Here is a 13117-nt window from a genome sequence, read left to right as displayed (position 1 = left end):
CAGGGCATCCTTCGTGTCCGGCGGACCGAGGGTCAGTCGCGGGGGTAGTCGAAGTCCTCCGGGGTCCACTGCTTCTCCTCGACGAGGACCAGCCAGTTGCCGGAGTTGTCGCGCATGACCGCCTCGACGCCGTACGGGCGGTCGGCCGGCTCCTGCAGGAACACCACGCCCTTGGCGCTGAGCTCCTCGAACGTCTTGCGGCAGTCGTCGACGCTCAGACCGAGGCCGCCCATCGCACCCTTCTCCAGCTGGCGGCGGATGAAGTCGGCGGCGTCGGCGTCCAGCGGCGGGCCGGGCGTCATCAGGGTGACCTGCAGTTCGGGCTGGCTCGGGTGCCGGACGGTCACCCAGCGGAAACCCTCGCCCATGGTGATGTCGGCCCCGGCCTCGAAGCCGAGCCCGTCCACGTAGAAGTCGCGGGCCTTGTCCTGGTCGAGGCAGTACACGGTGACCAGCGAGATGTTTGTGATCATGTCTCCAGCCTAGGACTCGGTGCTGAGCTGCGGCTTCTCCGAGATTGCGCGCTCTGCGGCACCCGCCTTGGGGTGCCCGGTGGTGCCGCCGAGGTCGAGCACGCCGCGCATGAACAGGAAGCAGCCGGGCACGTGCGGGCCGCCCCGGGCCGCCCAGCGATCGCGGTATGCCGTCGGCGTCTCGCCGGTCAGCGCCCTGAACCGGGTGGAGAACGAGCCGAGGCTGGCGAAGCCGACGATCATGCACACTTCGGTCACGGTCAGGTTGGCCAGGCGCAACAGGTCCTGGGCCCGCTCGATGCGTCGCCGGGTGAGGTAGCGGATCGGCGTCTCCCCGTACGTCGCCTCGAAGCTGCGCACGAAGTGGAACTTGGACACACCTGCCACCCGGGCCAGCCGGTCCAGGTCGACCGCCTCGGCGTAGTGGCGGTCGATGTGATCGCGCGCCCGCCGCAGGTGGGGCAGCAGCTCCACCGCCACCGGCCGGGACACCCTCGCCATGCATCCGAGCCTAGGCCCGCCCACCGACGAATCCGGGTCCGATCACCCGGCCGGCCGACCGGTCCCTCCGCCGAACAGCCGGCGGTCGCAGGGCGCGGTCCGGGTGCTCCGCGGCGGACCGGTGAAAGTGGCAGACTCGCGCGATGACCGACGGACTGGTGATCCCCGAACTCGACGCGGGACCGTTCCTGCTGCGCCCGTTCGGGGCCGGCGACCTGCCGCTCATCGAGGAGGCCGCCGCGGATCCGTACATCCCGGTGATCAGCTCGGTGCCGGTGCCGTACAGCGAGGCCGACGGGCTGGCGTTCGTGCAGCGCCAGCACGACCGGGCGCGGGAGGGCGTCGGATACTCCCTGGCGATCGTCGACCGTGCCGAGGACCGGGCAGTCGGCCAGATCGGGCTGTGGGTCACCGAGCTGGCCGAGGGCCGGGCCGCAACGGGCTACTGGATCGCGCCCTCGGGCCGCGGACGCGGCGCGGCCGGGCACGCGCTGGCGGCAGTGGCCTGCTTTGCGCTGACCGACCTCGCGATTCCGCGGGTGCACCTGCACATCGAGCCGTGGAACACCGCCTCGGTGCGCACCGCCGAGCGCGCCGGGTTCCGGCGGGAGGGCCTGCTGCGCAGCTGGATGGAGCTGGGCGGGATTCGCCGCGACATGCTGCTGTTCGCCCGCCTGGCCGCCGACGAACCGGGCCCGGCCGCGCCCTGACCGGCGGCCCGTGCCTGACCGGCGGCCCGTGCCTGACCGGCGGCCCGTGCCTGACCGCGGGTTCGTCGCCTGCGCGCTGAGCCTGGCCGCGAGCGCCGATGACGGTCATGGTGTCGGCGACGTCACCAAGCGTCGATGCGCCGCGTGCCGCACGATATCGTCGCCGGATGTCCGAACCCCGGCAACGATGGCCGCTGGCACCGCGTGAGCTGGACGAACCGCATCCGTCCCGGCTCGGCGAGGACCACCCGGACCGTGCCGAGATCCTGGCCCGGCACGCCGAGGCGCTGCGCGACGGCACCCCGGGCTACCTCGACCCGTCCTCCGGCCTGTTCGTGCTCAGCGCCGGGTTCCTCGCCAAGCGTGGGTTCTGCTGCACCCGGGGCTGCCGCCACTGCCCGTACGTGACCTGATCCGGCGGGCAGGGCCGAATGGGCGGGGACGGACACGGTACGACATCTCGGCTAGCCTGCGGGTCGTGATCGAGACGCGGCGAGCGGTGGCGGGGGACGCGGCGGAGCTGGTCAGGCTGCGGGCGGTGATGCTCGGCGCGATGGCGGGGCAACCGGTCGAGCCGGGGCCTTGGCAGCAGGAGGCGCTGGCGATGTTGCGGGCGCGGCTGGCGGAGCCGGAGCCGACGATGGCGGCGTACGTGGTGGACGCGCCGGACGGGGTGGGCCTGGCCGCGTGTGCGGTGGGCGCCGTCGACCTGCGGCTGGGCGGTCCGGCGAACCCGTCGGGGCGGACCGGGTACGTGTAGAACGTGGTGACGGACGCGGCGTACCGCCGCAGGGGTTTCTCCCGGGCCTGCATGACCGCGGTGCTGGACTGGTTCGCCGAGCGCGGGGTGTCGACGGTCGATCTGCGGGCGACGGCCGACGGCGAGCCGCTCTACCGGGAGCTGGGCTTCGCGCCGGTCTCGCACACCGCGCTGCGATGGGCCGCCGGGCGGCGGTGACCTGGCCCGAAGCCGGTCCGCACATGGTCGGACGGGGGACGCGCCGGTAACCGCCGGGTGTGATGATGGCGCCAGATCTCAGCCGCGCCGCGCCCGGGTCCCACGAGGTCCCCGGACGTGCGCAACCACGCTGGGCACGACCTTCAGGCGTCAGGCGGGACCTGTCTCTGCATGGTGAGACAGGTCCCGGACTGTGTACGCCGGGGCCCCGGAGGGTCAGCCGGTGGAAGGCGTTTTTCCGCTACGCGGAGCGATGTGTGGAGCTGTCGCTCGTCTCGCTGCCACGAGCCGATGAGGCCCTTCCTTTCTTCAAGGTGTCGGGTTGCAGGTCAAGGCGGCCGGTGAGGGTGGCGGTGGCGCGGAGGGGGGCGCCGGGGGAGGGGCTGGCGGGCAGGGTCGAGGCGGGGGCCGCGACGTCGATGTCGATGTGGGGGTGCACGCGCAGGCGCAGCCAGTGGAACGGCTCGCCGGTGAGGGTGTTGGTGCGCAGTTCGGCCAGGCGGACCGTGCCGTGCAGGCGGGCCCGGGCGGTGGGCGTCCAGCCGGGTTCGGCCAGGCCGGGGCGGACCAGGTCGTCGCAGACCAGGCCGCAGGTGGCGGCCGGGGCGGCTTCGTCACCGGGCGGCAGCTCGACGGTCTCGGCCAGGGCGGACAGGGTTACCTGGCCACGGGCGAGCCCGCCGCCGGCGACGTGCAGCGCGGTGTGGTCCTCCAGGTGCACGGCCACCGGGCAGACGAGGCCGCCGTCGGTCTCGTCGAGCAGGTCCATGACCGCGGTGCGGTCGTCGATGAGCCGGATGTTCTCGCAGGCCACCGCCACTGCGCCGCCGGCCAGTGAGGGCTGCATGTGGTGGATGCGGCCCCAGCGGGCACGGGCGACCACCCGGGCTCCGGAGGCGTCGGTCCATATGTGGTCGCAGAAACGGCGGGACAGGGTCACCGCGACGCCCGCGGTGACGATCGACATCGTGAACTGCCGCAGGTCTTCCCGGGCGAGGTCGACGCCTATCGAAGCGAAAAGGCCTGTCACCTTGCCCTCCCCAGTGAGGTCGGTCGTTCTTCAAACGTACCCCGCAACCGAGGGCTGTTCCGTTAAACGCGCCACGGTACGGTGGGCACTCGGCGCACGCGGGATACGGAGGCAGAGATGTTCTGGTGGAGGAGGCGAAAGGCGGCCGCAGGCAAGTGGATTGTCGTGGTCAGCCGCGTTCGTCCGCTTGACCCGAATGGTGGTGGACGCGACGAGCTGCGCTGGCCGGAGCAGCGCGATGCCGAGCACACCGCCGATTCGCGTGACGCCGCCGACACCCTCGCCGGTCGGCTGACCGCCGGGGCCGGGGTGCAGCACGGCCAGCACCGGGTGAAGGTGCTCTTCACCGGCCACTGACCTGATCGGACACTCATCCGTCATCCGAAAGAGACGGATTCGTCCGTTTCGGTGATGAGCGTGGCCGGCCGGGCCCGCCGTCGTCAGCCGACGGGGCGCAGCCGCCGCGGATCGGGATCGCGTTCGGGGAACCGCCGCAGGTACTCCAGCTCCAGCTCGCGGCTGCGCTGATCATGGTTGGCCAGCGCGCTGTCCGAACCGTGCACGAACGTGTCGTGCCGCGTACGGTGCAGCGACGCCAGCTCGCGGGACAGCTCGTGGTTGCTCAGCGCGGCGGCCGGTATGCCGCTGCGGTCGGCCACGTCGGACCTCATCATGCACCTCCGGGTGGGTCAACCGGGCCGGACGGGCACGTCCGGCTCGGTACGATCACAGTGGGCACATACCCACCGGCCGCGGTGGCTACCTCTCCAGTCTGGCCTGCGCGGGTGGGTCACACCGGCCGAACGAGGGGGTACGCCGATGACGGTGCGGACCGTGCGGGAGGTGATGTCCGCACCGGTGATCAGTGTGGGCACCGCGACGCCGTACAAGGAGATCATCGACCGGCTGGCCGAGCACGGGATCAGCTCCGTGCCCGTGCTCGACCCCGGCGGCGTGGTGGTCGGCATCGTCTCCGAGGCCGACCTGCTGCACAAGCTGGCCCTGTCCGGCGAGGAGCCGCAGCGGCACCTGTTCGAGCGCCGGCGGCGCGCCGTGGTGCGGGCCAAGGCCGAGGGCGACCAGGCCGAGGATCTGATGACCAGCCCGGTGATCACCGTCGCGCCCGGCGCCTCCGTCGTCGCGGCCGCCCGGATCATGGAGGACGAGCACCTCAAGCGGCTGCCGGTGGTGGACGCCGAGGGCATGCTGGTGGGCATCGTGTCGCGGCGCGACCTGCTGCGCACGTACCGCCGCTCGGACGAGGCCATCCGGCACGACGTGGTGCACGACATCATCCAGGGCATGCTCTTCGTGCAACCGCCCGAGATCGACGCGACCGTCGACGAGGGCGTGGTCACGCTGACCGGCGGCACCGGCCGGCGCAGCTCGGCCCAGATCGCCGAGCGCCTGGTGCGCGGCGTGCCGGGCGTGATCGACGTGGTCAACTCGCTGACCTTCGAGTACGACGACACCGGCCACCTCAACCGGCGCTACGAGTTCAACGCCGAGGTGGACGGACCCGAGCGTCCCCGCGACGGCACGCTGGGGATCGAGTAGGCAGGATCGAACTAGCGGGAGGCCCGATGCCGATCCAACGGGAGATGCGCAGCAAGCTGCGATACCAGTCGAACCAGACCAAGGACCAGCTGCTCGGCATGGCGAAGAAGCTGAACATCACCGGGCGCTGGCAGATGACCAAGGTCGAGCTGGTGCGCGCCATCGAGAAGGCGAACAACCCGGCGCGGCGCAACCGCCACGACCAGGGCTGACCAGCCACGGGCGTACCCTCGGTCGGTGTTGATCCCGCTGCTGCCCGGCGACATCGCTCCGGGCTCGCCCGTGCTGGCCGAGCTCGCGGAGCTCTACGCCGGCAATGCCGCCTTCCACCGCCTCAGCGGCGATTTCGGCCCGGAACCGGAGTCGGTGAGCCCGACCGAGGTCGCCGGCGCGTTGACCGAGGAACTGGCGATGCCCGGCGTCGGGGTGTTCCTCGCCCGCGTGCCCGGCTCCGGCGGTCCGACCCGCCGGGACGAGGCGGATGCCGCCGGAGGTGACGCGGGCGCGCCGCTCGCCGGTGTGGTGGCGCTGTTGGACGCGCACCCGGTCGACGGGTTTCCGTGGATCGGGCTGCTGATGGTCGACGCCCGGCGCACGGGTCGCGGGCTGGGCCGCGCGGTGGCGGAGGAGGTCCACGACCGGCTGCGCCGGGCGGGCCGGCGCGGGGTGCGGCTGGCCGTGCTGGTGAACAACCCGGCCGCGCTCGCGTTCTGGACCCGGCTCGGCTACACCGAGATCGACCGCCGCCCGGACCTCCAGGCCGGGCGCGACTGCATCGTGATGCACCGGGACCTGTGACGCGGCCGCCGCGGTGGCGCGCCGGGGGCGGCCGCCGCCGGTCGCCGTAGGCTGTCGAGGTGCAGCAGCGAATCCTCGGCCGGACAGGCCGGAACGTGAGCGTGGTCGGGCTCGGCGCATGGCAGCTCGGCGCGGACTGGGGCAGCGTCAGTGAGGACGATGCCCTGGCCGTGCTCGCGACCGCGGTCGACGCGGGCGTGAACTTCATCGACACCGCCGACGTGTACGGCGACGGCCGTAGCGAGACCCTGATCGGCAGGTTCCTGCGCGAGCGCGGCCCCGGCCACGGCATCACCGTGGCCACCAAGATGGGTCGCCGGGTCGCCCAGGAACCGGCCAACTACCGCATGGACAACTTCCGGGCCTGGAACGACCGGTCCCGGGCCAACCTGGGCGTGGACACGCTGGACCTGGTCCAGCTGCACTGCCCGCCGACCGAGGTCTACTCCGACGAGGCCGTCTACGACGCGCTGGACACGCTGGTGCAGGAGAAGCGCATCGCGGCGTACGGCGTCAGCGTGGAGACCTGCGACCAGGCGCTGACCGCGATCGCCCGGCCGAACGTGGCGTCCGTCCAGATCATCTTCAATGCGCTGCGGCTCAAGCCGCTGGAGCGGGTGCTGCCCGCCGCCGCGGCCGCCGGCGTGGGCATCATCGCCCGGGTCCCGCTGGCCAGCGGCCTGCTGTCGGGGCGCTACGACGAGCACACCACGTTCTCGGCCGACGACCACCGCACCTACAACCGCCACGGCGAGGCGTTCGACGTCGGCGAGACCTTCTCCGGCGTCGACTTCGCCACCGGCCTGGCCGCGGTGCGCCGCCTGGCTCCGGCGGTGCCCGCCGGCGCGACCATGGCCCAGTTCGCGCTGCGCTGGATCATCGACCAGCCCGGCGTCAGCGTGGTCATCCCCGGCGCCCGCAACCCGGAGCAGGCCCGCGCCAACGCCGCCGCCGCCGACCTGCCCGCACTCCTGCCCGACCAGCTCCGCGTCGTCACCGAGGTCTACGACGACCTGATCCGCCCCCAGATCCACCACCGCTGGTAGCTCGAAGGAAGGGCACCTTCTTATCGCTCCGCGTATAAGAAGGTGCCCTTCCTAACCTCCGACGGCGGCTGCCTGCGGTGACGGGGCGGCGCTCGGGCGGCGTCAGTGCGCCGCCGTAAGCGGCAGGCGGATCACGTTCCAGGACAGCGGGGGCAGCGCGAGGGTGAGGCGTCCCTTCTCGACCGCGGGTGCGGGCTCGTCCCGCGGGGTCACCCGGTCCGGCTCGGCCATCGTGTTCACGGCGGTGGGGTCGGCGTCGGCCAGCACGGAGTGGCTCACCGGCCCGGCGGTGCGGAATCCGCCGAGGTGCACGGTCAGCGGCAGGCTCGCGGCCGGGTCGCGGTTGACCGCGAAGACGGTCAGCACGCCGTCCTCGCCGTGCACCGCCGTGGCGTGCAGCAGCGGTACGTCGCCGTACTTCGGGGTCTCGTAAGTCGGCGACGTGATGTGCAGTCGCAGCACCTGGCCGCGGGCATACCGGGCGGCCTGGGCGAACGGGTGGAACGTGGTCTGCCGCCAGGCGGGCCCGCCCGGCTCGGTCATGATCGGCGCGATGACGTTGACCAGCTGCGCCAGACATGCGGCGGTGACCCGGTCGCAGTGGCGCAGCAGCGTGATCAGCAGGCTGCCCAGCACCACCGCGTCGGCGACCGTGTACACGTCCTCCAGCAGCCGCGGCGCGCGCGGCCACTCGCCCTGGCCGGGCCGCTGCCGGGACATGTACCAGATGTTCCACTCGTCGAACGCCAGTGACAGCCGCTTGGTCGAGCGGTGGCGGGCGCGGGCCGCGTCGCACAGCGCGATCACGTCGGTGATGAACCGTTCCATGTCCTGCGCGCTGGCCAGGTAGGAGCCCTGGTCGGTGGCGTCGGGGTCGTAGTAGGCGTGCAGGGACAGGTAGTCGACCTGGTCGTACGCGTGCGAGAGCACGGTCGACTCCCAGTCGCCGAACGTCGGCATGCCCGATCCGGAGCTGCCGCAGGCGATCAGCCGCACCGACGGGTCGACCATCCGCATGAGCCGGGCGGTCTCGGCGGCCAGGCGGCCGTACTCGTCGGCGGTCTTGTGCCCGACCTGCCACGGCCCGTCCATCTCGTTGCCCAGGCACCACAGCCGGATGCCGTAGGGCTCCGGCGCGCCGTGCGCGCCCCGCAGGTCAGACAGGGTGGTGCCGCTCGGATGGTTGCAGTACTCCAGCAGGTCGCCGGCCTCGGTGATGCCCCGGGTGCCGAGGTTGACCGCCATCATCGGCTCCAGCCCGGCGGCGCGGGTGAAGGCCGTGAACTCGCCGAGGCCGAACCGGTTGGTCTCGATCGTGCGCCAGGCCGGGTCCAGCCGCCGCGGCCGCAGGTCCGCCGGACCGACCCCGTCCTCCCAGCGGTATGCGGACACGAAGTTGCCGCCCGGGTAGCGGACCATGGTCACGCCCAGCTCGCGGATCAGCGCCAGCACGTCGGTGCGCAGGCCGGCGGCGTCGGCGGCGGGGTGGCCGGGTTCGAACAGTCCGGTGTACACGCACCGGCCGAGGTGCTCGACGAACGAGCCGAACAGCAGCGGGTCCACCTCACCGGTGGTGAAGTGCGGGTCGAGGAAGATCTCGGCGGTACGGGGTGCGGGCATGACGGCCAGCTTCGCGCACCCGGCGCGCCCCGTCCACAGCCGCGAAAATATCGCTCCACCGAACCCCGGGAACAGCGCGGGCACACCCGTCCTCTGATAGACGGTGGCCTATCCAGATGAATCCTCGGCGATCGAAGTCATCTGGATAGGCCACCGTCTATAAAAAACGGTCGGTGTGGGTCGGGCTCAGTCGCGAGGGCGGGGGCTCGGGCGACGGCGCAGGGCGGCGACGGCCCCGGCGGCCTGCGCCTTCAGGCGGGTCCCCTCCAGGCGGCGGGACATCGCGGCGGCCAGCCACAGCGCGCCCGCGCCGAGCAGCAGCACGGTCAGTCCGGTGAGCAGGATGGTCGACGTCGACGGACCCGAGACGCCGGTCCGCGGCAGCTCGTCATCGCCGCCGCCACCGCCATCGCCGTTGTGGTCGCCACCGTCGCCATCGTCATCGTCGTCGTCATCCCCGCCGTCGTCGTGGTGGGTGCCGGAGACTCCGGTCGACGGCGTCGCCGACTCGGAGGGGCCTTCCGAGGGCCACTCGGACGGGCTGTCGCTCGGGCGGGCGGAGGGGCTGTGCGAGCCGTAGCCGCGGTGCTTGGTCCGGTCGTCGGGGCCGGCGGTGCCGGGCGCGACGAACAGGAACATCACGGAGGCGACCACCATCGCGGTGAGCGCGGTCGCGAGAGCGGCGAGGCAGGCCAGACGGGACTGCTCTCGGGTCATACGCATGGGTCGTCCTTCTCTGGCCGTCCGGGCGGACGGCGGGTAGGAGGGCTGGCCGGGCTGCTGCACACCTGGTCAACGCGGATCTTCTGCCCTGGATACGTGCTATCACGGATGAGACTCCATAAAACGGGCGCGCGTGATACCACCGATCGGTAGCCGTTTCTATCCCGATATGTCCCGAGTTGAGCCCGCAGAGCGAGGGGGCGGGCGATGGCGGATGCAGTGCGGTCGGCGGGGCGGAGCCTGCGTGCCGCGCCGGTCCTGGCGGCTGTCGCCGGGCTGGTCGGCGTGGGGCTGGCCGTGTGGTGGGCGACCGGGGACACCGGCGGCGGGTCCGCGGGCCTGGCCGAGGACGGCCACGAGCACGGTCTGCTGCTGGGGCGGCTGACGGCCGAGTTCGCGGGGCTGGTCGGCCGGCAGGAGCTGACGCCGGGGTTCGCCCTGCTGGCGATGGGGGTGGCGCTGGCGCTCGGCGCGGGCCACGCGCTGGCCCCCGGGCACGGCAAGCTGCTGATGGCGACGTACCTGGTGAACGAGCGCGGTTCGCTGCGGCAGGCGGTCTCGGTGGCGGGCACGGTCGCGCTCACCCATACCGCCGGGGTGCTGGTCCTGGGAGTGGTGTTGGCCGGCGGGCTGCATTTCGTGCCGCACCGGGTGTACACGCTGCTCACCGTGCTGAGTGGAGCCCTGGTGGTCACCGTGGGGCTGTCGCTGCTCCGCCGGGCCTGGCGGGACCGGGCCGGCGGGCACGGGCAAGGTGCCCACGCACCCGCGGGCGGCTACGGCGGACACGGCGCGCATGAGGCGCACGGCGGACATGGCACGCACGGTGTCGCCGGGCACGACGGCTGCGCCGGGCACGGCGCGCGGCGGCCCGGTGGCCGGGGGGTCGTGGCGATGGGGCTCGCGGGTGGTCTGATGCCGAGCCCGTCGGCCGTGGTGGTGCTGCTGGGCGCGGTGGCGCTGGGCCGGGCCTGGTACGGCGTGCTGCTGGTGGCGGCGTACGGGGCGGGGATGGCGGCGTCGTTGCTGGGGATCGGCCTGCTGCTGACCCGGATGCGCGACCGGCTGGAACGGGCGCCGCGCGCCTGGATGTCGCACCGCGCCTGGCGGCTGCTGCCGCTGGTCACCTCGTCCGCGGTGATCGTGGTCGGGGTCGGGGTGGCGACCACGGCGCTGCTGGCCTGAGATCCACAATGGAGCTTCATCAATCTGGCATGGACATTAACAGTTAAGAGAGTTAATAATCAGGGCCATCCATTAAGAGGAGGGCCCGTGACCAGAAGACCACTCTCACTCGCCGCCGCCCTGTCGCTGCTGGTCGCGGTCGGCGTCCTCGCCGTCGCCACCCCGGCGTCGGCGGCCAACCTGCTGGCCAACCCCGGTTTCGAGACCGGCACACTGTCCCCGTGGAGCTGCACCGGCGGCCTCGGCTCTGTAGTGAGCAGCCCGGTGCGCACCGGCACCAAGGCGCTGCAGGGTGCGGCGTCGGCATCGGACAACGCCAAGTGCTCGCAGACCGTCGCGGTGCAGCCGAACACGGCGTACTCGCTGACCGGCTGGGTGCGCGGCAACTACGTGTACCTCGGCATCGACGGCGGCGCGTCCACCTGGACCCCCGGTGCGGCCGCGTTCACGCAGCTCACCGTCAACTTCACCACCGGCGCGTCGCAGACCAGCGTGGTCGTGTACACGCACGGCTGGTACGGCCAGGGCACCTACTTCGCCGACGACATCAGCCTCGACGGCCCCGGCGGCACCGGCGTGCCCGGCGTGCCGGGCAACCCGTCCGTCGGCACCGTCACCAACACCTCGATCGCCCTGTCGTGGGGCGCGTCGAGCGGCACGGTCACCGGCTACCGGGTGTACGAGGGCACGACGGTGCGGGCCACCGTGACCGGCACCTCGACGACGATCACCGGCCTGGCGACGTGCTCGGCGCACAGCTACACGGTCGCGGCGTACAACTCGACCGGTGAGTCGGCCAAGACCTCCGCGGCGAGCGCCACCACCACCGGCTGCACCTCGGTGCCGCCGACCCCGGGCGGCCTGACCGTCGGCACGATCACGAACACGTCGATCGCGCTGTCCTGGAACGCCTCCTCCGGCGCGACCGGCTACCGGGTGTACGAGGGCACGACGGTGCGGGCCACCGTGACCGGCACCTCGACGACGATCACCGGTCTGGCGGCGTGCTCGGCGCACACCTACACGGTCGCCGCGTACAACGCCTCCGGCGAGTCCGCCAAGAGCGGTGGCGTCAGTGCCACCACCACGGGCTGCACCACGGTGCCGCCGACGCCGACCGGCCTGACGGTCACCGGCACGACCAACACCTCGGTGTCGCTGTCCTGGTCCGCGTCCTCGGGCGCGACCGGCTACCGGGTGTACGAGGGCACGACGGTGCGGGCCACCGTGACCGGCACCTCGACGACGGTCAGCGGCCTGGCCACCTGCTCGGCGCACGCCTACACCGTCGCCGCGTACAACGCCTCCGGCGAGTCGGCCAAGAGCGGGGCGGTCAGCGCGACCACCACGGGCTGCGTCAACACCGGGCTGCCCAAGCATGCGCTCATCGGCTACCTGCACGCCAGCTTCGCCAACGGGTCCGGGTACCTGCGGATGGCCGACGTGCCGTCCTCGTGGGACATCATCAACCTGGCCTTCGGTGAGCCGACCTCGGTGACCTCGGGTGACATCCGGTTCCGGCAGTGCCCGGTCGCCGAGTGCCCCAATGTGGAGAGCGAGGCCGACTTCATCGCCGCCATCCGGGCCAAGCAGGCCCAGGGCAAGAAGGTGCTGATCTCCATCGGCGGCGCGAACGGGCAGGTCCAGCTCACCAGCACGGCGGCGCGGGACACGTTCGTCAACTCGGTCAGCGCCATCATCGACAAGTACGGCCTGAACGGCCTCGACATCGACTTCGAGGGCCACTCGCTGTTCCTGAACGCCGGTGACGGCGACATCCGGAACCCCACCACCCCGGTCATCGTCAACCTGATCTCCGCGCTGCGCACGCTGAAGGCGCGCTACGGCTCGGGCTTCATCCTGACCATGGCGCCGGAGACGTTCTTCGTGCAGCTCGGGTACCAGTTCTACGGCGGCACCTGCAGCGGCTGCGACAACCGGGCCGGTTCGTACCTGCCGGTGATCTACGCGCTGCGCAACGACATCACGGTGCTGCACGTGCAGGACTACAACTCCGGCCCGATCATGGGGCTGGACAACCAGTACCACAACATGGGCGCGGCGGACTTCCACATCGCCATGACCGACATGCTGGCCGCAGGCTTCACCGTGGCCAACACGGGCGTCACGTTCCCCGCGCTGCGGGAGGACCAGATCGCGTTCGGCGTGCCGGCCGCGGTCAGCGCGGGCGGCGGATACACCACCCCCGCCCAGGTCCAACAGGCCGTCAACTGCCTGGTCAAAAACCAGAACTGCGGCGGCTACACCCTGCGCGGCGGCACCAGCCCCGACTTCCGCGGCCTGATGACCTGGTCCATCAACTGGGACCGCTACTACAACTGGGAGTTCAGCAACTCCCACGAACCCTTCCTCAACGCCCTCCCGTAACCCCCCGCACCACCGAGCCCCGCCCGGCCCTCGGCCTGGCGGGGCTCACCGGTTCTCCGCGTTGATCATGAACTTATGGCACGGCTCGACGGCGTGTCACTGCCATAACTTCATGATCAACCCGGTGG

The 13117-nt window shown here is 71.9% G+C and carries 17 protein-coding genes; 11 read left to right on the top strand and 6 right to left on the bottom strand.

Annotation, left to right across the window (positions count from 1 at the left end):
• Nucleotides 1-32 precede the first annotated feature (32 nt).
• Together F9C41_RS14010 and F9C41_RS14005 are read right to left on the bottom strand one after the other, a co-directional pair.
• Nucleotides 33-473, bottom strand: a complete 441-nt coding sequence (locus tag F9C41_RS14010) for a VOC family protein (RefSeq protein WP_155387214.1) — start codon at nt 471-473, stop codon at nt 33-35.
• A 9-nt stretch (nt 474-482) separates the two neighbouring features.
• Complete coding sequence (locus F9C41_RS14005; protein ID WP_155387213.1) at nt 483-974, bottom strand: helix-turn-helix domain-containing protein; 492 nt, start codon at nt 972-974, stop codon at nt 483-485.
• A 143-nt stretch (nt 975-1117) separates the two neighbouring features.
• Between F9C41_RS14005 and F9C41_RS14000 the strand changes: the two genes are divergently transcribed.
• From F9C41_RS14000 to F9C41_RS41235, 4 genes are all read left to right on the top strand, one after another.
• Nucleotides 1118-1684: a GNAT family N-acetyltransferase gene (locus F9C41_RS14000; protein WP_155387212.1), complete on the top strand. Its 567-nt coding sequence runs from the start codon at nt 1118-1120 to the stop codon at nt 1682-1684.
• 167 nt (nt 1685-1851) lie between these two features.
• Entirely contained in the window at nt 1852-2097 is a 246-nt protein-coding gene (locus F9C41_RS13995) for a DUF5522 domain-containing protein (RefSeq protein WP_155387211.1), read from the top strand.
• 65 nt (nt 2098-2162) lie between these two features.
• Nucleotides 2163-2444, top strand: a complete 282-nt coding sequence (locus F9C41_RS41240) for a hypothetical protein (protein WP_230689582.1) — start codon at nt 2163-2165, stop codon at nt 2442-2444.
• A gap of 3 nt (nt 2445-2447) precedes the next feature.
• Nucleotides 2448-2642, top strand: a complete 195-nt coding sequence (locus F9C41_RS41235) for a GNAT family N-acetyltransferase (RefSeq protein WP_230689581.1) — start codon at nt 2448-2450, stop codon at nt 2640-2642.
• A gap of 241 nt (nt 2643-2883) precedes the next feature.
• Here F9C41_RS41235 and F9C41_RS13985 read toward each other — a convergent pair whose 3' ends face one another.
• Nucleotides 2884-3672 (bottom strand): hypothetical protein, encoded by a 789-nt coding sequence (locus F9C41_RS13985; RefSeq protein ID WP_155387210.1) that lies wholly within the window; start codon nt 3670-3672, stop codon nt 2884-2886.
• Nucleotides 3673-3837: 165 nt separating this feature from the next.
• On the opposite strand from F9C41_RS13985, the gene F9C41_RS13980 reads away from it, so the two are divergent.
• Nucleotides 3838-4029, top strand: coding sequence for a hypothetical protein (locus F9C41_RS13980; RefSeq protein ID WP_155387209.1), 192 nt, complete (start codon nt 3838-3840; stop codon nt 4027-4029).
• An 83-nt stretch (nt 4030-4112) separates the two neighbouring features.
• Here the strand turns inward: F9C41_RS13980 and F9C41_RS13975 are convergent, their stop codons facing one another.
• On the bottom strand, nt 4113-4343 hold the full coding sequence (locus F9C41_RS13975; protein ID WP_230689580.1) for a DUF6158 family protein: 231 nt from the start codon (nt 4341-4343) through the stop codon (nt 4113-4115).
• 148 nt (nt 4344-4491) lie between these two features.
• Here F9C41_RS13975 and F9C41_RS13970 point away from each other — a divergent pair, with 148 nt between their 5' ends.
• From F9C41_RS13970 to F9C41_RS13955, 4 genes are read left to right on the top strand one after another with little or no spacing between them, the layout of a single operon-like run.
• Nucleotides 4492-5229, top strand: coding sequence for a CBS domain-containing protein (locus F9C41_RS13970; RefSeq protein ID WP_230689579.1), 738 nt, complete (start codon nt 4492-4494; stop codon nt 5227-5229).
• A 26-nt stretch (nt 5230-5255) separates the two neighbouring features.
• Complete coding sequence (locus F9C41_RS13965; protein ID WP_155387208.1) at nt 5256-5441, top strand: hypothetical protein; 186 nt, start codon at nt 5256-5258, stop codon at nt 5439-5441.
• A 25-nt stretch (nt 5442-5466) separates the two neighbouring features.
• Nucleotides 5467-6027 (top strand): GNAT family N-acetyltransferase, encoded by a 561-nt coding sequence (locus F9C41_RS13960; protein ID WP_155387207.1) that lies wholly within the window; start codon nt 5467-5469, stop codon nt 6025-6027.
• Nucleotides 6028-6086: 59 nt separating this feature from the next.
• Nucleotides 6087-7073, top strand: a complete 987-nt coding sequence (locus F9C41_RS13955; protein WP_155387206.1) for an aldo/keto reductase — start codon at nt 6087-6089, stop codon at nt 7071-7073.
• A 102-nt stretch (nt 7074-7175) separates the two neighbouring features.
• Here the strand turns inward: F9C41_RS13955 and arfA are convergent, their stop codons facing one another.
• Both arfA and F9C41_RS40660 read right to left on the bottom strand, forming a co-directional pair.
• Complete coding sequence (arfA, locus tag F9C41_RS13950) at nt 7176-8693, bottom strand: arabinosylfuranosidase ArfA (RefSeq protein WP_155387205.1); 1518 nt, start codon at nt 8691-8693, stop codon at nt 7176-7178.
• Nucleotides 8694-8879: 186 nt separating this feature from the next.
• Complete coding sequence (locus F9C41_RS40660) at nt 8880-9416, bottom strand: hypothetical protein (RefSeq protein ID WP_196279759.1); 537 nt, start codon at nt 9414-9416, stop codon at nt 8880-8882.
• A 207-nt stretch (nt 9417-9623) separates the two neighbouring features.
• Between F9C41_RS40660 and F9C41_RS13940 the strand changes: the two genes are divergently transcribed.
• Both F9C41_RS13940 and F9C41_RS13935 read left to right on the top strand, forming a co-directional pair.
• Nucleotides 9624-10601 (top strand): nickel/cobalt transporter, encoded by a 978-nt coding sequence (locus F9C41_RS13940; RefSeq protein WP_155387204.1) that lies wholly within the window; start codon nt 9624-9626, stop codon nt 10599-10601.
• Between the two features lie 87 nt (nt 10602-10688).
• A complete protein-coding gene (locus tag F9C41_RS13935) occupies nt 10689-12989 on the top strand; it encodes a glycoside hydrolase family 18 protein (protein WP_230689578.1) in 2301 nt (766 codons plus the stop codon).
• The last annotated feature ends 128 nt before the right edge of the window (nt 12990-13117 follow it).

It is taken from the genome of Catellatospora paridis (assembly GCF_009720365.1).
GTDB classification, from domain to species: domain Bacteria; phylum Actinomycetota; class Actinomycetes; order Mycobacteriales; family Micromonosporaceae; genus Catellatospora; species Catellatospora paridis.
This window is presented reverse-complemented; position numbering and strand designations above follow the sequence as displayed.